This is a genomic window from Desulfobulbus sp. (genome assembly GCF_030824455.1).
In the GTDB taxonomy this organism is placed as follows: Bacteria; Desulfobacterota; Desulfobulbia; order Desulfobulbales; family Desulfobulbaceae; genus Desulfobulbus.
The window spans coordinates 41329-60964 of the sequence record NZ_JAVBXR010000110.1 but is presented as its reverse complement, the minus strand read 5'-3'; the positions used below and the strand labels follow the sequence as shown (position 1 = coordinate 60964).

At 50.3% G+C, this 19636-nt stretch carries 15 protein-coding genes and 5 tRNA genes; all 20 read left to right on the top strand.

What is annotated here, in order from left to right:
• Positions 1–78: 78 nt before the first annotated feature.
• The 20 genes from qmoC to tuf (RCH93_RS14110) all read left to right on the top strand — a co-directional run bounded on the left by qmoC (position 79) and on the right by tuf (RCH93_RS14110) (position 19629).
• A complete protein-coding gene (gene qmoC / locus RCH93_RS14205) occupies positions 79–1287 on the top strand; it encodes a quinone-interacting membrane-bound oxidoreductase complex subunit QmoC (protein WP_306549072.1) in 1209 nt (402 codons plus the stop codon).
• A 128-nt stretch (positions 1288–1415) separates the two neighbouring features.
• Positions 1416–1491 (top strand) — tRNA-Thr (locus tag RCH93_RS14200).
• Between the two features lie 83 nt (positions 1492–1574).
• Positions 1575–1659: transfer RNA gene (locus RCH93_RS14195), tRNA-Tyr, on the top strand.
• 41 nt (positions 1660–1700) lie between these two features.
• Positions 1701–1775: transfer RNA gene (locus tag RCH93_RS14190), tRNA-Gly, on the top strand.
• A gap of 42 nt (positions 1776–1817) precedes the next feature.
• Positions 1818–1892, top strand: a tRNA-Thr gene (locus RCH93_RS14185).
• A gap of 67 nt (positions 1893–1959) precedes the next feature.
• The gene (tuf, locus tag RCH93_RS14180) at positions 1960–3150 is read left to right on the top strand and encodes an elongation factor Tu (protein ID WP_306549071.1); all 1191 of its coding nucleotides are present in this window, start codon (positions 1960–1962) and stop codon (positions 3148–3150) included.
• Positions 3151–3236: 86 nt separating this feature from the next.
• Positions 3237–3386 carry a 50S ribosomal protein L33 gene (gene rpmG / locus RCH93_RS14175; RefSeq protein WP_306549070.1) on the top strand — a complete coding sequence of 50 codons (150 nt, stop codon included), beginning with the start codon at positions 3237–3239 and terminating at the stop codon, positions 3384–3386.
• Positions 3387–3388: 2 nt separating this feature from the next.
• A tRNA-Trp gene (locus tag RCH93_RS14170) sits at positions 3389–3464 on the top strand.
• A 45-nt stretch (positions 3465–3509) separates the two neighbouring features.
• Complete coding sequence (secE, locus tag RCH93_RS14165; protein WP_306549069.1) at positions 3510–3782, top strand: preprotein translocase subunit SecE; 273 nt, start codon at positions 3510–3512, stop codon at positions 3780–3782.
• A gap of 21 nt (positions 3783–3803) precedes the next feature.
• Positions 3804–4367: a transcription termination/antitermination protein NusG gene (gene nusG, locus RCH93_RS14160; protein WP_306549068.1), complete on the top strand. Its 564-nt coding sequence runs from the start codon at positions 3804–3806 to the stop codon at positions 4365–4367.
• A gap of 29 nt (positions 4368–4396) precedes the next feature.
• The gene (gene rplK, locus RCH93_RS14155) at positions 4397–4822 is read left to right on the top strand and encodes a 50S ribosomal protein L11 (RefSeq protein WP_306549067.1); all 426 of its coding nucleotides are present in this window, start codon (positions 4397–4399) and stop codon (positions 4820–4822) included.
• A 64-nt stretch (positions 4823–4886) separates the two neighbouring features.
• A complete protein-coding gene (rplA, locus tag RCH93_RS14150; RefSeq protein WP_306549066.1) occupies positions 4887–5597 on the top strand; it encodes a 50S ribosomal protein L1 in 711 nt (236 codons plus the stop codon).
• 234 nt (positions 5598–5831) lie between these two features.
• Complete coding sequence (rplJ, locus tag RCH93_RS14145; RefSeq protein ID WP_306549065.1) at positions 5832–6350, top strand: 50S ribosomal protein L10; 519 nt, start codon at positions 5832–5834, stop codon at positions 6348–6350.
• Between the two features lie 63 nt (positions 6351–6413).
• Positions 6414–6794 (top strand): 50S ribosomal protein L7/L12, encoded by a 381-nt coding sequence (gene rplL / locus RCH93_RS14140; RefSeq protein ID WP_306549064.1) that lies wholly within the window; start codon positions 6414–6416, stop codon positions 6792–6794.
• 212 nt (positions 6795–7006) lie between these two features.
• Positions 7007–11080 carry a DNA-directed RNA polymerase subunit beta gene (gene rpoB / locus RCH93_RS14135; RefSeq protein ID WP_306549063.1) on the top strand — a complete coding sequence of 1358 codons (4074 nt, stop codon included), beginning with the start codon at positions 7007–7009 and terminating at the stop codon, positions 11078–11080.
• Positions 11081–11168: 88 nt separating this feature from the next.
• A complete protein-coding gene (rpoC, locus tag RCH93_RS14130; RefSeq protein ID WP_306549062.1) occupies positions 11169–15233 on the top strand; it encodes a DNA-directed RNA polymerase subunit beta' in 4065 nt (1354 codons plus the stop codon).
• A gap of 109 nt (positions 15234–15342) precedes the next feature.
• Complete coding sequence (rpsL, locus tag RCH93_RS14125) at positions 15343–15714, top strand: 30S ribosomal protein S12 (RefSeq protein WP_306549061.1); 372 nt, start codon at positions 15343–15345, stop codon at positions 15712–15714.
• 30 nt (positions 15715–15744) lie between these two features.
• Positions 15745–16218: a 30S ribosomal protein S7 gene (gene rpsG, locus RCH93_RS14120; RefSeq protein WP_306549060.1), complete on the top strand. Its 474-nt coding sequence runs from the start codon at positions 15745–15747 to the stop codon at positions 16216–16218.
• 115 nt (positions 16219–16333) lie between these two features.
• Positions 16334–18412, top strand: coding sequence for an elongation factor G (fusA, locus tag RCH93_RS14115; protein WP_373693301.1), 2079 nt, complete (start codon positions 16334–16336; stop codon positions 18410–18412).
• A 26-nt stretch (positions 18413–18438) separates the two neighbouring features.
• Positions 18439–19629 carry an elongation factor Tu gene (tuf, locus tag RCH93_RS14110; RefSeq protein ID WP_306549058.1) on the top strand — a complete coding sequence of 397 codons (1191 nt, stop codon included), beginning with the start codon at positions 18439–18441 and terminating at the stop codon, positions 19627–19629.
• Positions 19630–19636: the final 7 nt, after the last annotated feature.

Sequence of the window (19636 nt, the reverse complement as noted above, 5' to 3'; positions counted from 1 at the left end):
AAGATGGCGGCAACTTATTGCTCTGTGACCCAAACCTACTGACGCGCAGATCATCACCTTTCATGACAGGAGGAAATAATGTCTATGAACGTGCAACCCGATCTTGATTTTATCAAAGCCATGAAGGAGGCGGGTGGCGACACTTTGAAAAAGTGTTATCAGTGTGCGACCTGTTCGGTCGCCTGCCCGCTTTCCTCTGACACCAATCCTTTTCCCAGAAAGCAGATGATTCTTGCTCAGTGGGGTTTAAAGGACAAACTTGTCAGCGATGCAAACATTTTCCTTTGCCACCAATGCGGCGACTGCACAGAGATGTGCCCCCGCGGAGCGCGGCCCGGCGATGTGCTCGGCGCTATTCGCTCCTACGCCTACCGCTCCTTGGGGTGGCCCACAGCATTGGCGTCACTGTGCGCATCCGCCAAAAACCTGCCCATGCTGATTGGCATTCCGGCTGTCGCCATTTTTATTTTATGGTTGATTTCTGGCGGCATGCACATCCCGACAGGCGAGCATTTTGCCAAAGCCGGTTACACCCAGTTCTTTGGACATTGGGATTTCCGTCTGCTTGCAAAAAATGTTTTGTTTATTGACATCATTATGCTGACTGCCGCCGGCATAGCCGTGACCTCGGTGTACAAAGGCGTTTCAACCCTGTGGAAAGGCATGGAATCTTCCATTGGACTGAAAGATGTGCCCTATCGCCCTTCCGTGACTCAATTCGTCAAATTGTTTTTGTGGCCGTCCGTTATTGAGATACTGCAGCACGCCCGTTTTAAAGAATGCACCGTGAACGCGGATCGGGTCAAAGGACATCAACCCTTAATGTTTGGCTTTATCGGCCTTTTTATCGTCACCTGTTATTCCCTGTTTACCCAGGATGTCATTGGCATTTTTATTCCGTCGATGCATGGCCCCATTTCGATGTGGAATCCGGTTAAATTGCTGGCGAACGTCTCTGCCGTGGCGATGATTGCCGGCATCGGCATTTTGTGGATGAACAGAACGAAAATGGAAACCGCTGGAAAAGCATCCAACACCTTTTATGATTGGTTCCTTATCTGGATCATCATGGGAGTTGGGGTGACTGGCCTTTCTGCCGAGTTGTTGCGACTAGTAGGCATCCCTTCTCTGGGCTACGTTGTGTACTACCTGCACCTGATTTCTGTTGTTATGCTCTTTTTGTACATGCCGTACACCAAATTTGCCCACATTGTGTACCGGACCTTTGCCATGGCGTTTGAGCGTTATCGGGAGTCGTCGTACATCAAAAATCCCTTGAATCAGTAAATACCGGTTTTTTATCGGTTGGCGCTTGCAGACCGAAGGCCTTGGCCTTCGGTCTTTTTTTTGAAGCGTTTATTAAACAAAATAAACATTGATTTTTTTAAAAAAAAGGGTATAATTGTCGAGTTCGTGCTGGCGTAGCTCAATTGGCAGAGCACCTGATTTGTAATCAGGGGGTTGCGGGTTCAAGTCCCATCGCCAGCTCCAGGTTGAGTTAGAAAACAAAAGCCAGAAAGCAGCTGGCAAGAATGTGTTGTCTGCTTTCTGTCTTTTGTTTTCTGGTTATATGTGGAGGGGTTCCCGAGCGGCCAAAGGGAACAGACTGTAAATCTGTCGGCGGAGCCTTCGGAGGTTCGAATCCTCCCCCCTCCACCACCACATGGTAAGTGCGTTTGCTGCTTTGGTGTAATTGGCAAGCGGGAATAGCTCAATGGTAGAGCATCAGCCTTCCAAGCTGAGGGTTGCGGGTTCGAGTCTCGTTTCCCGCTCCAGTTTTATTTGGTGGTGGCCGCACCGCATTCTGTATGTTCATTGCCCGCGTAACTCAGTGGTAGAGTACCTCCTTGGTAAGGAGGAAGCCATCGGTTCAAGTCCGATCGCGGGCTCCAAAGTATCAGTCGATCGGTAAAAGGGGTCGATTGAGCCTGATTGAACTTTTGCCCAAGGAGACATGAGATGGCGAAGGAAAAATTTGCGCGGACAAAGCCGCATGTCAATGTAGGAACAATCGGTCATATTGACCATGGCAAAACAACTCTGACAGCGGCTATTACGCGGGTTCTTTCAACTAAAGGGATGGCCAAGTTCACCGATTTTAGTGAAATTGACAAGGCGCCTGAGGAGAAAGAGCGTGGTATTACCATTGCAACGGCTCACGTTGAATATGAAACCGTTGCTCGCCATTACGCCCATGTGGATTGCCCGGGTCATGCTGATTATATCAAGAACATGATTACTGGCGCTGCTCAGATGGACGGCGCAATTTTGGTTGTGGCTGCAACTGACGGCCCTATGCCGCAAACGCGCGAGCATATTTTGCTTGCCCGTCAGGTTGGCGTCCCTGCGATGGTTGTCTTTCTGAATAAATGCGACATGGTCGATGACCCTGAGCTTATTGAGCTGGTGGAGATGGAGCTGCGTGAGTTGCTCGATAAGTATGACTTCCCTGGCGACGATATTCCAATTATCCAGGGCTCAGCGCTCAACGCTCTCGAGTTCCCGGAGGATGCTGACAAATCCAAATGCATCTGGGATCTGATGGCGGCGGTTGACAGCTATATCCCGCAGCCAGAGCGCGCTATTGACAAGCCATTCTTGATGCCGGTTGAGGATGTTTTTTCAATTTCTGGGCGTGGCACCGTGGCTACCGGGCGTATTGAGCGCGGCGTGGTTCATGTTGGCGACGAGGTTGAGATAGTTGGTATTCGGCCGACTGCAAAAACCACCTGCACCGGCGTTGAAATGTTCCGCAAGTTGCTTGATGAAGGACAAGCTGGCGATAATATTGGTGCCTTGCTGCGCGGCGTCAAGCGTGAGGAGATTGTTCGCGGGCAGGTTCTTGCTAAGCCCGGCTCAATCAAGCCGCACAAAAAATTCAAGGCTGAGGCCTATATTCTGAACAAAGAAGAGGGTGGTCGTCATACCCCATTCTTCAACGGTTATCGTCCGCAGTTTTACTTTCGGACCACTGACGTTACCGGTGTCTGCACACTCGAAGAGGGTGTCGAGATGGTAATGCCCGGCGACAACATTCACATCACGGGTGAATTGATTACCCCGATTGCGATGGAAGCTGGGCTTCGCTTCGCTATCCGTGAGGGTGGCCGCACTGTTGGTGCGGGCGTCGTTAGTGAAATTATCGAATAATGATTGCCTTCTCCTTGCGAGGGCGATATTGAAGTGAAAAAAGCAGCCGGGCATGTCCCGGCTGCTGTCACTCTGTAGGGCTAAATATGAGAGATAACATAACGTTGGCTTGCCAAGATTGTAAGCAGCGCAATTATACCACCACGAAGAATAAAAAAACTGTGCCTCACAAACTGGAGCTGAAAAAATATTGCCCTTTTTGTAAAACACATACACCGCACAAAGAAACCAAATAAACAGGCCAGTAGCTCTAATGGTAGAGCACCGGACTCCAAATCCGGGGGTTGGGGGTTCGAGTCCCTCCTGGCCTGCCACTGAGACTTCACAGCAATGTGAATCATAATTTTCTCAGCATTATAATGTCGACAAAAAAAGCAGCTCGCGTCAGCAAAATTGGCATGGAAGAGAATAAAGCGACGGGTGAACAGGGAGGTAAGTCTCCTTTTTCCCCTTCTGGTATCCGCCAGTTTTTTCTGGAAGTGCAATCCGAGTTTCGCAAAATCGTTTGGCCTGGAAAGAAACCTACAGCGGGTTTGACGGGTTTTGTCATTTTGCTGGTGGTTGTAATTTCTCTTTACCTGGGTTCTGTCGATCTTCTTTTAGGAAAATTGGTGTCGACTGTTCTCAAATGATTGGCACGCTGGGAAAAATACATGGCTAAATGTTGGTATATTGTCCATACGCACACTGGTTTTGAAAATAAGGTTAAAGCGACTCTTGAAGAACGCATTAAATTAGCCGGACAGGACGAGATGTTCGGAGATATTCTTGTGCCCACTGAACAGGTTGTTGAAATGGTCAAGGGGGCAAGGAAAACTTCTGAACGGAAATTTTTTCCTGGGTACATTCTTGTCAACATGGAGATGAACGAACACTCCTGGCACACGGTTCAAGAAACGCCGCGAGTTACAGGTTTTGTCGGAATCAATATGAGCCAAGCGGGAACTGATCGAGATATTTATAAAAAAATCCCATCATTGACCGAAAAGGAAGCGCATAAAATTTTAGGCCGAATAGCTGACGGGGCTAATAAGCCGAAACCCAAGGTTGTTTTTGTCGAGGGTGACGCGGTTCGTGTGGTCGATGGTCCGTTTGCCAATTTCCAAGGCGTTATCGAAGAGGTTTTTCCGGACAAAGGGCGGGTGAAGGTTTTGGTTTCGATATTCGGACGTTCCACGCCGGTTGAACTAGAATATATCCAGGTGAGTAAAAATTGAGCTCCCGGTTTATCGGGGAGGTTTGAACCATGGCAAAAAAAATACAAGCATTTATTAAATTACAGATCCCGGCCGGCAAGGCTAATCCATCCCCGCCTGTCGGGCCAGCGCTTGGCCAGCACGGCGTTAACATCATGGATTTCTGTAAAGCGTTTAACGCTCAAACCCAATCAGTCGGCGACACGATCATCCCGGTCGTCATTACCGTCTACTCGGATCGGTCCTATAGTTTTATTACTAAAACGCCACCTGCTTCTGTGTTGCTGAAAAAAGCCGCTGGATTGAAAAGTGGCTCAAGCAATCCCAAAAAGGATCGTGTTGCAGAACTTGACCAGGCCAAAATTCGAGAAATCGCAGAAACTAAAATGCCTGATCTCAATGCCTACGACATTGAGCATGCGGTGCGGATTATTGAGGGCACGGCTAGAAGTTGCGGCATCACTGTCATTAAATAATTTTTAGATATTCGCTAACCTATGCGTATCCACAAGGCGCATCAGGGAGAATAGGGAGGCTATTATGCCCATTCGTGGAAAAAATTACAAGAACGCTGTCGCTGGCTTGGATCGTCGTGCAATGCACGATCTCTCTGACGCTCTTGAAAACCTTCTTAAAGCGAAATTTGCCAAGTTCGACGAATCTGTCGATGTGGCTGTTCGTTTAGGCGTTGATCCTCGTCATGCTGATCAGATGGTGCGTTCCAGCGTTATTCTGCCTAACGGCACAGGCAAAACTGCACGAGTGCTTGTTTTCGCCAAAGGTGAAAAGGAAAAAGAGGCGTTGGCCGCCGGAGCCGATTACGCCGGATCCGATGAATTGATTGCAAAAATTAAAGATGGTTGGCTTGACTTTGACAAAACCATTGCGACCCCGGATATGATGGGCGAGGTCGGTAAAATTGGACGTATTCTCGGCCCGCGTAATTTAATGCCCAACGCCAAGCTGGGTACCGTTACCTTTGATGTTGATCGTGTTGTTAATGAAATCAAGAAAGGCAAGGTCGATTTTCGCGTCGACAAGGCCGGCGTTGTTCACGCAGTCATGGGCAAAAGCTCGTTTGGCGTGGAGAAGTTGACTGAGAACGTGTTGGCCTTCATTGATAAATTGATTCAACTGAAGCCTGCCACCAGTAAAGGCGTCTACTTGCGTGCTATTTCATTGTCGTGCACTATGGGACCTGGGTTCAAAGTCGATCCTTTGCAAGTTCGATCGCTGATCAAAACAGCGTAATACAATGGTCAGCAATTTCTTTGCTGGCTGCTGCATCTGAGTGCAACCTATTTTAAGATTAACCTTAGGGAAGGTCAAAGACAGCAGGTACGGAAGTTTAATAGCTTGAATCAACGATGAAAGCTACCTGCCGAGGCCATGCCGGCACGTTATATTTAATGCCGGGTTATAGTCTTCATTCCTCTTTCTGCTCTTTTTGACAGTTCCCGTTTACAACTCAAGGAGGTACTAACGTTGAATCGCGATCAAAAGACCGATGTCATCAGTGGACTCAACGAGACCTTTTCCAAAGCAAAGTTCGCCGTTGTCGCTGATTACCGCGGACTTAAAGTAACGGAACTGGAAAAACTACGCAAGAATCTTCGTCAGAGCGATGCTCAAATCCAAATTGCAAAGAACACTTTGCTCAAATTGGCAGTCAAGGGAACCGCATATGAAGGTCTTAGCGATTCTTTTAGCGGCACCACGGCAGTGGCCATCGGTTTTACCGAACCGGTTGGTCCTTCCAAGGCTCTAGCTGCTTTTGCCACAGAGTTTACTGCATTCTCCATTCGTTCAGCTGCGCTTGAAGGCAAAATGCTGCGCGCGGAAGATGTGGTTGCTTTGTCCAAACTACCCAGCAGGGAAGAGTTGCTGGGCAAGTTGTTGGGTACCATGGCGGCTGTTCCAACTGGATTTGTACGCGTTCTGAGCGCGGTGCCGCAGAAATTGCTGTATGCGTTTTCTGCGATCAAAGATCAGAAAGAAAGTTAAATCAAAACACCCCTCGCGATACGTGAGGGGTAAACGAGTATACCATTAGCCCGGAGGAATGAAATGGCTGTAACGAAAGAGGAAGTAATCGATTTTATTGCTAACATGACCGTACTTGAGCTTTCCGAACTCATCAAAGAGCTGGAAGAAAAGTTCGGAGTATCTGCTGCTGCCCCTATGGCAGTTGCCGTTGCTGCAGGCCCAGCTGACGGTGGAGCCGCCGCTGAAGAGAAAACTGAATTCGACGTTATCCTGACCAGTGCAGGCGACCAGAAGATTAAGGTAATCAAGGAAGTTCGCGCCATCACCTCTTTAGGGCTTAAAGAAGCCAAAGACTTGGTTGAAGGCGTTCCTGCAGCGGTAAAAGAAGGCGTCAGCAAGGACGAAGCTGCTGCAATCAAAACCCAAATCGAAGGTGCCGGCGGTACCGTCGAGATCAAATAATTATTTCTATCCTTTGCATTCTCGGGCACTTGTTGGCCCGAAGGCAAATCACCCCCCCATCAGGCAACGCTATAGGGCTTTTAGCCCCGTAGCGTTCCTGTGTTTGTAGGTTTTTCTATTTTTTCAGGTCGGATTGCTTTTTAAATTTAAGCTGTAATTTCAGATTAATATTAAATCGTGATCTGCGTCACGCGGAATGTTTCGAGGGAGCCATGAAAAGAGTACGTAAGAGCTTTGCTAAAACCAGCCAGATTATAGAGCCGCCTCATCTTATTGCAATGCAGCGGGAATCTTACGAGCACTTTCTGCAACGGGATATTGCGCCAGAGTTACGCAGGGAGCACGGACTTCAAGCCATATTTCGAAGCATTTTTCCTATATCAGATTTTAATGGATTGTGCTCCCTGGAATTCGTTCGATACTCATTCGGAGAGCCAAAGTATACGGTGGCCGAGTGTATAGAACGCGGCATGACCTACGAGGCCCCGCTCAAAATCACCGTCAGGCTTATAACCTTTGATGTTGACGAAGAATCGGGCGTTCAATCGGTTCGAGACATTAAAGAACAGGAGGTGTTTCTGGGCGCTTTGCCGCTGATGACGCAAGACGGCGTTTTCGTAGTGAACGGCACCGAGCGGGTAATTGTCAACCAGCTGCAGCGTTCGCCTGGTCTTTTTTACACACACGATCACGGCAAATCGCATGCCTCCGGGAAACGGCTTTACTCTGCCCGCATTATTCCTGTGCGCGGTTCCTGGCTTGATTTTGAATTCGACATAAAAGACGTGCTATATGTCCGCATTGACCGCCGACGGAAACTCCCTGTAAGCGTCTTGCTTAAAGCGTTGGGGTATGACGAAGAAGGGCTGCTGAATGAGTTTTATCATTCGGATGTGGTGCTCTTTGACGGTGAAAAATACGCTATTGCCTTTAACTCGGTCACCTTTGCCAACCAGCGTCTCACCACAGACATTATTAATCCCAATGATGGATCGGTTGTCGCCAAAAAAGGTAAAAAGGTCACCAAAACACTTGCCAAAAAAATTGAGAATTTAGGCGTCTCTTCATTGCCCGTCAATGCGGAAGATCTCCATGGGCGGTTTTTCGCCAATGACATTGTCAATGCACAAAACGGCGAGATCATTTTCAAGTGCAACGACACCGTCACCCAGGCAGCTCTACAAACACTTGTTGATGTCGGGATTAATACCTTCTCACTGCTCTTCATTGACGGCGTCAATTTCAGTGAATCGTTTCGCAAGACCCTGCTGTTGGATAAAATTAAGGATACCGACGAGGCCTTGATCGAAATTTATCGTCGTTTGCGCCCCTCCAGCCCGCCAACTCAAGAGGTCGCCAAATCCTTTTTTGACAATTTGTTTTTCAATGCCGCCACCTATGATTTATCCGAGGTCGGGCGCTATAAAATCAACACCAAGCTTGAAGTCGACACACCCATTGAGGTGCGTACTTTAACCCAGGAAGACATCGTCAAAAGCGTCAAATATTTGGTGCGAATCAAGGATGAACTAAAAGACGGCGACGACATCGATCACTTGGGCAATCGCCGGGTGCGAACTGTGGGCGAACTTTGCGAGAATCAGTTCCGCATGGGGCTGGTTCGGATGGAGCGCGCCATCAAAGAACGCATGACCCTGCAGGAAATTGAAACCTTAATGCCGCATGATCTCGTCAACCCTAAACCAGTGACATCGGCAATTAAGGAGTTCTTTGGCACCAGTCAGTTGTCTCAGTTTATGGACCAAACGAATCCCCTGTCCGAGGTTACCCATAAGCGACGACTTTCCGCATTGGGACCTGGCGGTCTTTCCCGTGAACGCGCCGGCTTTGAAGTGCGCGACGTCCACCCCACCCATTATGGTCGGATTTGCCCGGTTGAAACCCCTGAGGGTCCGAATATCGGACTCATTGTCAGTCTCGCAACCTATGCAACCGTCAATCCTTATGGATTTATCGAAACGCCTTATAGGTATGTTCGTGATCGTATAGTGTCCGACGAATATAAATACTTGTCGGCGCTGCAGGAAAAAGACCACGTGATCGCCCCAGCCAAAGTGGCGTTGGATGATCATCGACTCAGCGATGATTACCTGATCGCGCGTCAAGAGGGTGAGGTGGCCATGGTTGCGGCAGACGACATCACCATGATGGACATCGCTCCCAACCAGATGGTGTCGGTGGCCGCTTCTTTGATTCCATTTTTGGAGAACGACGACGCTAACCGCGCGCTCATGGGCTCCAACATGCAGCGTCAGGCTGTGCCGTTGCTGAAAACTAGTTCACCGCTGGTGGGAACAGGCGTAGAGAAATTCGTTGCCCGAGATTCAGGAGCCTGTTTGCTTGCTGCAGGCGAAGGGGTTATCGAGGAATCCGACGCGAACCGAATTGTTGTGCGTTACGATCAGCCAGGCATTGACGGCTTTGACACTGGAATCGGGGTTTATCACCTGTCTAAATACAAGAAATCAAACCAAAACACCTGCTTCAACCAAAAAGCGCTTGTTTTCCCTGGCGAGAGGGTTGTTAAAGGATCCGTGCTAGCCGACGGACCATCGACCGAGGCTGGCGAATTGGCCCTTGGCAAGAATGTGACCATCGCTTTCATGCCGTGGCGCGGGTACAACTTTGAAGATTCGATTCTGATCAATGAGCGTTTGTTGAAGGAGGACACCTTTACCTCCATTCACATCGAAATTTTCGAGACCATGGCGCGGGACACCAAACTCGGAAAAGAAGAGATCACCCGCGACATACCCAATGTTGGCGAGGAAGGCCTGCGAAACCTCGACGATTCCGGCATCGTTCGCATCGGCGCTGAGGTGCGCGCCGGCGATATGCTGGTTGGCAAAGTGACCCCCAAGGGCGAGAGCATGCTTTCCCCTGAAGAGAAATTGCTCCGGGCCATTTTTGGTGAAAAAGCCGGCGATGTTAAAGATTCCTCGCTCAGGGTTCCGCCGGGTGTTGAAGGTGTTGTGATCGACGCCAAGGTGTTTTCCAGAAAAGGGGTCGACAAGGATGAGCGCACCCTGATGATTGAGGAGATGGAAATTGAGCGCCTCAATCGAGACATGGAAGACGAGTTGAAGAGCCTGAAAAACGGCGTTCGCAACGCTCTTGGGGTGTTGCTCGAGGGGCGTACCGCCAAGAGCGACGTTACCGACAAGAAGGGCAAGGTTATTCTTAAATTGGGCAAGCAGTTAACGCCAAAAATAGTCAGCCAAATCAGTTTTGCCGATTTGCGGGATATGGATTTTTCCGAGAAGGCAAAATATGAGGAAGAGATTGACGCGGTTTTTAAACGCTACAACAGTCAGGCTTCCATTGTTCGTGGACGATACCAGGGCATTGTCGAGCGGATGGAAAAAGGTGACGATCTGCCGCCAGGTGTTGTCAAAATGGTAAAAATCTATGTCGCCACCAAGCGTAAACTTGCGGTCGGCGATAAGATGGCCGGTCGTCACGGCAATAAAGGCGTCGTCTCTCGGCTGTTGCCGGAAGAGGATATGCCGTTTTTTGCCGACGGCGGCACCGTCGACATCGTGCTCAATCCGCTGGGTGTGCCTTCCCGTATGAATGTGGGCCAGGTGCTTGAGTGCCATTTGGGCTTTGCAGCAAAGAAAATGGGTGAACAGCTTTCGGCGCTGGCAAAGCAGAATGAAATTGCTGGGCTCCGGCAGCGACTGCAACAGATCTACTCTGCGGATGAATATAATCGCTTGACCGAAGGATTAAATGACGACGAATTGCTCGACCTAATGCGCAAGTACGGGCGGGGCATTCATGTGGCCACTCCGGTTTTTGACGGTGCATCGGAGTCGGAAATACGGCAGGCCTTGGTTGATTCCGGCGTAGACGAGGTCGGCCAATCGACCCTGTATGACGGTTTGACCGGTGAGGCGTTTGACAATCAAGTAACGGTTGGCATCATGTATATGCTGAAGTTGCACCATTTGGTTGACAACAAAATACATGCGCGATCAACCGGACCTTACTCGCTAGTAACCCAACAGCCACTTGGCGGAAAGGCCCAATTTGGCGGGCAGCGGCTTGGAGAGATGGAGGTGTGGGCGATGGAAGCTTACGGCGCCGCCTACACGCTCAAAGAATTTTTGACCGTCAAATCAGATGACGTTGAAGGCCGAACGACAATGTATGAAAAGATCGTGAAAGGCAACAACTTCCTGGAAACCGGATTGCCGGAATCGTTTAATGTTCTTGTCAAAGAATTGAAAGGACTATGTCTCGATATTGAATTGCAGGAGTAATGTGCCTGCTTTCTTTGGGAATGGTCAACAAGATCATCTGGATTTCGCCGTATAAACGGGTTGATTTGAATATAAAATAGGTGAATTCGTGGAAGAACTGTTTAGCTTCTTTGCAAAACCAAAAGGTCCCGTCATTTTTAATCAGGTGAAGATTTCACTCGCCTCGCCGGACAAAATTAGGGAGTGGTCGCATGGAGAAGTAAAAAAACCGGAAACCATCAACTATCGGACGTTTAAGCCAGAACGCGACGGTCTGTTTTGCGCCAAAATTTTTGGACCAGTCAAAGATTACGAGTGCAATTGCGGCAAGTATAAACGCATGAAACACCGCGGCGTCGTGTGCGAAAAATGCGGAGTTGAAGTTATTCAATCCAAGGTGCGGCGCGAGCGCCTGGGTCATATTGAGCTGGCCGCTCCAGTCGCCCACATTTGGTTTCTGAAAAGCCTCCCATCAAAAATAGGGGCGATCCTTGACATGACGTTGAAGCAACTGGAACGCATCCTGTACTTCGAGTCCTATGCGGTGGTCGCTTCAGGGGTGGAAGATTTGCCGGTTGGTTCGTTGCTCAATGAGGATCAGTATCGCACGGCGCTTGAAGAACATCCCGGAAAATTTCGGGTGGGCATTGGCGCGGAGGCTATTCGCGAGATGTTGATGGGGCTCGACTTAAAGGAGCTTTCCGAAACATTGCGTAAAGAAATGAAAGAAACTGGCTCCGTCACCAAACGCACCAAGTACGGCAAGCGATTGAACGTGGTCGAGGCCTTTCGTGATTCCGGCAATCGTCCCGAATGGATGATTCTCGAAGTCATTCCGGTCTTGCCCCCTGACTTGCGTCCGTTGGTTCCCTTGGAAGGCGGACGGTTTGCCACCTCGGACTTGAATGATCTGTATCGCCGGGTCATTAACCGCAATAATCGCCTGAAACGACTTCTCGAGTTGGATGCGCCCGACATTATTATCCGCAACGAGAAACGGATGTTGCAGGAAGCGGTAGACGTCCTGTTCGACAATGGTCGGCGAGGTCGCACCATCACAGGGCCTAACAAAAGACCGCTTAAGTCGCTGTCCGACATGCTGAAGGGCAAGCAGGGACGTTTCCGGCAGAATCTGTTGGGTAAGCGGGTTGATTATTCCGGACGTTCCGTTATTGTCGTTGGGCCGCATCTCCGGCTGCATCAGTGCGGTTTGCCTAAGAAAATGGCGCTCGAACTTTTTAAGCCTTTTATCTACAACAAACTGGAGCGCAAGGGGTACGTCACCACGATTAAAAGCGCCCGCAAAATGGTGGAAAAAGGCACAAAAGAGGTGTGGGACGTTCTTGACGACATCGTCCAGGAGTATCCTGTCATTCTTAACCGCGCGCCTACCCTGCATAGATTAGGCATGCAGGCCTTTGAGGTGGTGCTGATTGAGGGCAAGGCCATTCAATTGCATCCCTTAGTCTGTGCTGCGTTCAACGCCGACTTCGACGGCGATCAGATGGCGGTGCATGTGCCCTTGTCTGTTGAAGCTCAGGTGGAGGCGCGAGTGTTGATGATGTCCACCAACAACATCCTGTCGCCTGCCAACGGCGGCCCCATTATTATCCCCAGCCAGGACATTGTTCTTGGGCTGTACTATATGACCCGTGAACGACTGGGCGTGGTGGGCGAGGGGGCTGTTTTCGGTTCTGCCGCGGAGGCTCGGATTGCCTATGACCATGGCGCCGCCCATATGCAGGCGCGGGTAAAAGTGCGCATCAAAGGCGTGTTGGTGGACACCACCATCGGCCGGATGCTTGTAGGCGATCTGCTGCCGTCGATGATTCCTTATTCCCTGGTGAACAAGGAGCTGTCCAAAAAGGAACTGGCGTTTTTAATTGACTATACCTACCGCCATGGCGGAACCAAGGAAACTGTCATCCTTGCTGATCGCCTGAAGGATCTCGGCTACGAGTATGCCACCCGTGCTGGAATTTCCATCTGCATCAACGACATGAAAATTCCGGTTCGAAAGGAAGAGTTTGTCGAAGATGCGGAAAGAGAAGCTGCCGATGTTGATCAGCAGTATTCCGACGGTTTGATCACTGATGGTGAAAAGTACAATAAAATCATAGATATTTGGTCAAAGGCCACCGACAAGATCACCAAAGAAATGATGGACGAGATGGCGGTAGAGTTTATGCCCGACATTTCCGGCAAGGTGCAGGAGATTAAAAGTTTCAACTCCGTGTACATCATGGCTGATTCAGGCGCGCGTGGCTCCAAGGATCAAATTCGACAGTTGGCGGGGATGCGCGGCCTAATGGCCAAGCCTTCCGGCGAGATTATTGAAACGCCGATTAAGGCCAACTTTCGCGAAGGCCTAAGCGTCCTTGAGTATTTCATTTCTACCCACGGCGCGCGTAAAGGTCTGGCGGATACGGCACTCAAAACTGCCAACTCTGGTTATCTGACCAGACGGCTTGTTGACGTTGCGCAGGATTCCACCATCATCATGAAAGATTGCGGTACGATGCGCGGCACATTGGCCGAACCGCTGATAGAGGGCGGCGAAGTGATTGTACGCATCGGCGAGCGCATTCTTGGCCGAGTCGCCCTTGAGGATGTGGTCGATCCGCACACTGGGCAGGTCTTGGCCGGCATGGACGAGGAGATCACCGAAGACAAGGTTGAAGCTATTGAAGCTGCCGGCATTGATCGGGTTCACATTAGATCAGTGCTGACCTGCGAAGCGAAACGCGGTGTGTGCGCCATGTGTTACGGCCGCGATTTAGGGCGCGGGCATATGGTCAATATCGGCGAATCGGTTGGCATCATTGCGGCACAATCCATCGGCGAACCTGGCACGCAGTTGACCATGCGAACCTTCCACATCGGCGGCACCGCTCGCGGCGCCGTCGAACAGGCGGAGGTTCGGACGCAACGCGGTGGGCAAATTAAATATAAGAATTTGCACTCGGTTACCAATAGCGAAGGCTACGAAGTGGTCATGAACCGAAACGCCGAGATTACTGTTCTCGACGATCAGGGCGTTGACCGGGAACGTTTTCCTGTTCCTTATGGGGCCACGCTGCGAATCACTGACGGCAAAGGAGTCGATCCCGGAACCGTTATTGCCGACTGGGACGCATTTTCCATCCCCATCGTGGCTGAAGTTAGCGGTAAAGTCAAATACGGCGATGTTGTTGAAGGCGACACCATGCAGGAGCGGGTTGACCAGATCACCGGCAAGGCCAGCAAGGTCATCACGCCTGGGAGTTCGACTAAGCAAATGAATCCTCGTGTATCCATCAAAGACGACCGGGGACGGACAATGAAACTTCCCGACGGCGAATTAGCAGCGCGCTATCCATTGCCTGTAGGCTCGATTATTACCGTCAGCGAACACGATGTGATTACAGCTGGCACCGTTATCGCAAAAATTCCTCGGGAAACCACGAAAACGAAGGATATTACTGGCGGTCTGCCGCGAGTCGCCGAGTTGTTCGAGGTGCGCAAGCCCAAGGAACAGGCCATCATCTCTGAAATCGAAGGACGTGTAACGTTTGGGAAGGATCTTAAAGGCAAGAGGCGTGTTGTCGTCACTCCTGAGATTGGCGAGCCCAAGGAATACCTGATTCCCAAATCAAAACACATTACTGTCCATGAGAACGACCGGGTTGAAGCCGGCGATCCTTTGATGGAAGGCATACGTCTGCCCAACGATATTCTTCGCGTCAAAGGCGCTGAGGCGTTAGCTCGTTTCCTTGTTAACGAGATTCAGGAAGTGTATCGATTGCAGGGTGTTAAGATCAACGACAAGCACATAGAGACCATTGTGCGTCAGATGTTAAAGCGAGTCCGTATAACTGATGCCGGCGATTCTCGCTTTATGCTGGATCAACAGGTTGAGTGGTGGAAATTTCAGGAGGAGAATGAGCGTTTACTTCAAGAAGGCGGACATCCGGCTGCGGCCGAACCCTTGCTTCTCGGCGTTACCAAGGCGTCTCTCTCTACCGATTCTTTTATTTCTGCAGCCTCATTTCAGGAAACCACAAAGGTGCTGACGAACGCCGCCATGGCTGGAAAAATAGACAATCTTTCTGGATTAAAAGAAAACGTTATTATGGGCCGGTTGATTTCGGCTGGAACCGGATTACCGCAGTACCGCCTTAACCGTGATAATTGACAAAGATAAAGCTTGACCTTTTTGCTTCATTCGATTAAATATTTGTCCTTTCATGTTCTCCTCCAGCTGCGAGGGGAGCTTGATCGCATTTTTTAAAGGAGCTGCCTGCATGCCCACTATTAATCAACTCGTCAGGAAGAGACGAAAAAAGATGACCAATCGCACCAATACGCCTGCTTTGCAAAGCTGTCCGCAAAAAAGAGGCGTGTGCGTGCGGGTGTACACTACGACCCCTAAGAAACCAAACTCTGCGTTGCGTAAGGTTGCGAGGGTTAGGTTGACCAACGGGATCGAGGTGACGTCGTACATACCCGGCATAGGTCACAATCTCCAGGAGCACTCGGTGGTGCTGATCCGTGGCGGTCGCGTGAAGGATCTGCCTGGTGTGCGCTATCATATTATTCGCGGCACCTTGGATACGCTCGGTGTGAATGATCGTCGCCAAGGCCGGTCGAAGTATGGCGCGAAGCGTCCTAAATAATTCCTGACACGATTCAAGACGAGTTATAGTATGCCACGAAAAAAATTACTAGATAAGCGGCCCGTTGCTCCGGATCCAAGATTCAATTCCGTGTTGGTTTCCAAGTTTACCAATGGATTGATGGGCGACGGGAAAAAAACTGTTGCTCGGCGTCTGTTTTATGATGCGATGGAGATTATCGGCGGCAAGGTTTCTGATCAGGAGCCGATGGCTATTTTCGAGGGGGCGATGGAGAATGTTCGTCCTCGTGTTGAGGTGAAAAGTCGACGCGTCGGCGGTGCAACTTATCAGGTGCCTGTTGAGGTGCGCCCAGAGCGTCGCAACGCCTTGGCCATTCGCTGGATTATAAACTTCTCGAAAAGTCGTTCTGGGCAAACAATGTCTGAAAAGCTTGCCGCCGAACTTTTGGATGCCTTTAGCAATCGAGGCGCTTCCGTCAAAAAGAAGGATGATACGCATAAAATGGCTGAAGCCAACAAGGCTTTTGCCCATTACAGATGGTAGGGGCGTCTCGCTGCTTGCTGTCTGGGGGGGCGCTGTTTGCTCGCGAAGCGGTTGCTTGGATGGCGCGCTTTTATCTTTTGGCTAAGCAGTGCAATAGAAGCGATGGGTATTGATTGTGGCCGTGACAGATCAGTTGTCGAGCGTTCGCAATATCGGCATAATGGCTCATATCGATGCCGGAAAGACCACGACAACAGAGCGGATTCTTTATTACACAGGGCGCTCGCATAAACTCGGTGAGGTCCATAACGGCACGGCTGTTATGGATTGGATGGAGCAGGAGCAGGAGCGGGGGATAACCATTACCTCAGCCGCCACAACCTGCAGATGGAAAGAGTGTCAAATTAACATAATTGACACCCCGGGACACGTTGACTTTACTGTCGAGGTTGAGAGGTGTCTGCGGGTTTTGGATGGGGCGGTTGCGGTTTTTTGCGCCGTTGGCGGAGTTGAGCCCCAGTCGGAAACAGTCTGGCGCCAAGCTGATCATTATCGAATTCCGCGTGTTGCTTTTGTTAATAAAATGGATCGTATCGGGGCCTCTTTTGACCGGTGCGTTCAGCAGATCGAACAACGTTTGGGAGCGAATCCTGTTGCGATATCGCTACCCGTAGGCAGTGAAGATCAATTCGCAGGTATAATTGATCTCATCGCGCAAAAGCTGCTTAGATTTGATGAAAGCTCTATGGGGCAAATCATCAATGAAGAAGCGGTGCCTGATGCACTGCTCCAAGAATCAACGGCCGCAAGAATGGCGCTCATCGAGAAGTTGGCCGACTTCGATGAGAGCGTCATGGAAAAATATTTAAACGATCAAGAGATTACTCCCGGTGAAATTCGTGCTGCGTTGCGTAATGCCACGCTGGCAATGAATGTCGTGCCGGTGCTTTGCGGTTCTGCATTTAAAAACAAGGGAATTCAACCCTTGTTAGATGCAATTGCATGGTATCTGCCGTCACCCGTTGATGTTCCCCCAGTAGAGGGGACGGATAAGGACGGTGCGCCGCTTGTCCGCAAGCCCGAGAGGAGTGAGAAGTTCTGTGGTTTGGTGTTTAAGCTGCAGACGGATCCGTACGTTGGGAATTTGGCATTTATTCGTGTGTACTCAGGTGAACTGAAGACAGGCGACAAAGTGGCAAATCCGCGTAAAGATAAAACGGAAAAAATCTCGAAACTACTCAAACTGCACGCCAACAAGCGCGAAGAGATTTCGTCCATAGGCGCTGGGGATATCGGTGCGATTGTGGGGCTCAAATTTACTCGCACTGGCGATACGTTGTGCGATAATGGCGACTTTATCGTTTTGGAAAGCATAGTGTTTCCTGAGCCGGTGATAGGCGTTGCCATAGAGCCGAAAACAAAGGCAGATGAAGCGCTTCTTGCGGAGAGCTTGGAAAAGATTGCCCGCGAGGACCCTAGTTTCAAAATCGCCTTGAGCGAAGAAACCGGACAGACGATTATTTCCGGTATGGGTGAACTACACCTCGAAATTATTGTTGATAGGCTCATTCGTGATTTTAAGGTTTCGGCAAACGTCGGGAGGCCGCAAGTAGCCTACCGGGAAACGGTCACTCAGACGGCCAAATCTGAAGGACGTTTCGAAACCATGGGCAGCGGCAAAGAGCAGTATGGGCATGTCGAAATAGAAATAGCGCCAGGGGCGAAAGGCAGCGGCAACCAGTTTGAATGCATGGTTGATGAGAGTCAAGTACCCCCACAGTATATCGAATCTATAAAAAAAGGCGTGCTTGACAGTCTTGATTCAGGGCCGCTTATCGGATATCCGATGATGGATGTCGTCGCAAGGTTAGTGGGCGGCTCCTATGATGAGGAAAAATCGACAGATATGGCGTTTGGCGTCGCAGCGACAATGGCTTGTCGAAAAGCGGCGTCTCTGGCCGAGCCGGTTCTTATGGAACCGGTGATGAATCTTGAGATAGTGACTCCTGACGAATACTTGGGCGAGGTAATCAACGACCTCAACAGGAAACGCGCGCAAGTGAATGGAGTTGATGTTGAAAAAGGGCGGCAAGTTGTCCATGGCAAAGCGCCTCTAGCGGAGTTGTTTGGGTTTTCAACTGATCTTCGCTCGGCTACACAGGGCCGCGCCACTTTTTCGATGTTTTTTTGTGAATTTGCTGTGGTTCCGGCAAAACGAGCTGAAATAATCATACATAAGATTAAAGGCGTATAACTCTTATACCCGATTGAGGTGCATTAATGGCGAAGGAAAAATTTGAGCGGACAAAGCCGCATGTCAATGTAGGAACAATCGGTCACATTGACCATGGCAAAACAACTCTGACGGCGGCAATCACCCGGGTTCTGTCGACCAAAAACATGGCCAAGTTCACTGACTTCAGTGAAATCGACAAAGCGCCAGAAGAGAAGGAGCGCGGCATTACCATTGCGACTGCTCACGTTGAATACGAGACCACTTTGCGCCATTATGCCCATGTGGATTGCCCAGGTCATGCCGACTATATAAAGAATATGATCACGGGCGCCGCCCAGATGGACGGCGCTATTCTGGTCGTTGCCGCCACAGACGGCCCTATGCCGCAAACACGGGAGCATATCCTGTTGGCTCGTCAGGTTGGCGTTCCGGCTATGGTGGTGTTCCTCAACAAATGCGACATGGTCGACGATCCAGAGTTGATTGAGCTGGTTGAGATGGAGTTGCGAGAGCTGCTCGACAAGTATGATTTTCCAGGTGACGACATTCCTATCATCCAGGGGTCAGCTTTGAACGCGCTGGAATTTCCGGAGGACGAGGAAAAGGCCAAATGCATCTGGACGCTGATGGAAGCGGTCGATAGCTACATTCCTCAACCTGAACGCGCCATTGACAAGCCGTTTTTAATGCCGGTCGAGGACGTTTTTTCGATTTCTGGCCGGGGCACCGTCGCCACCGGCCGCATTGAACGCGGCGTCGTCCATGTCGGCGACGAGGTTGAAATTGTGGGCATCCGTCCTACCGCGAAGACCACTTGTACTGGCGTTGAAATGTTCCGTAAGTTGCTAGACGAAGGGCAGGCTGGCGACAACATTGGTGCCTTGTTGCGCGGCGTCAAACGTGAGGACATTGTTCGGGGTCAAGTTCTGGCTAAGCCAGGCTCGATAAAGCCGCACAAAAAATTCAAAGCCGAGGCGTATATACTCAACAAGGAGGAGGGCGGTCGGCACACCCCTTTCTTCAACGGTTATCGCCCGCAGTTTTACTTCCGGACCACTGACGTTACCGGCGTTTGCACCCTCGAAGAGGGGGTGGAAATGGTAATGCCCGGCGACAATATTCACATCACTGGTGAATTGATTACACCGATTGCGATGGAAGCGGGACTTCGCTTCGCTATCCGCGAAGGCGGTCGCACTGTCGGTGCCGGCGTCGTCAGCGAAATCATCGAATAAAAGGAGA

Excerpts from the sequence above, each read along its gene's own strand:
- qmoC (WP_306549072.1), top strand. The coding sequence starts at position 79 with ATGTCTATGAACGTGCAACCCGATCTTGATTTTATCAAAGCCATGAAG.
- tuf (WP_306549071.1), top strand. The coding sequence starts at position 1,960 with ATGGCGAAGGAAAAATTTGCGCGGACAAAGCCGCATGTCAATGTAGGA.
- rpmG (WP_306549070.1), top strand. The coding sequence starts at position 3,237 with ATGAGAGATAACATAACGTTGGCTTGCCAAGATTGTAAGCAGCGCAAT.
- secE (WP_306549069.1), top strand. The coding sequence starts at position 3,510 with ATGTCGACAAAAAAAGCAGCTCGCGTCAGCAAAATTGGCATGGAAGAG.
- nusG (WP_306549068.1), top strand. The coding sequence starts at position 3,804 with ATGGCTAAATGTTGGTATATTGTCCATACGCACACTGGTTTTGAAAAT.
- rplK (WP_306549067.1), top strand. The coding sequence starts at position 4,397 with ATGGCAAAAAAAATACAAGCATTTATTAAATTACAGATCCCGGCCGGC.
- rplA (WP_306549066.1), top strand. The coding sequence starts at position 4,887 with ATGCCCATTCGTGGAAAAAATTACAAGAACGCTGTCGCTGGCTTGGAT.
- rplL (WP_306549064.1), top strand. The coding sequence starts at position 6,414 with ATGGCTGTAACGAAAGAGGAAGTAATCGATTTTATTGCTAACATGACC.
- rpoB (WP_306549063.1), top strand. The coding sequence starts at position 7,007 with ATGAAAAGAGTACGTAAGAGCTTTGCTAAAACCAGCCAGATTATAGAG.
- rpsL (WP_306549061.1), top strand. The coding sequence starts at position 15,343 with ATGCCCACTATTAATCAACTCGTCAGGAAGAGACGAAAAAAGATGACC.
- rpsG (WP_306549060.1), top strand. The coding sequence starts at position 15,745 with ATGCCACGAAAAAAATTACTAGATAAGCGGCCCGTTGCTCCGGATCCA.
- tuf (WP_306549058.1), top strand. The coding sequence starts at position 18,439 with ATGGCGAAGGAAAAATTTGAGCGGACAAAGCCGCATGTCAATGTAGGA.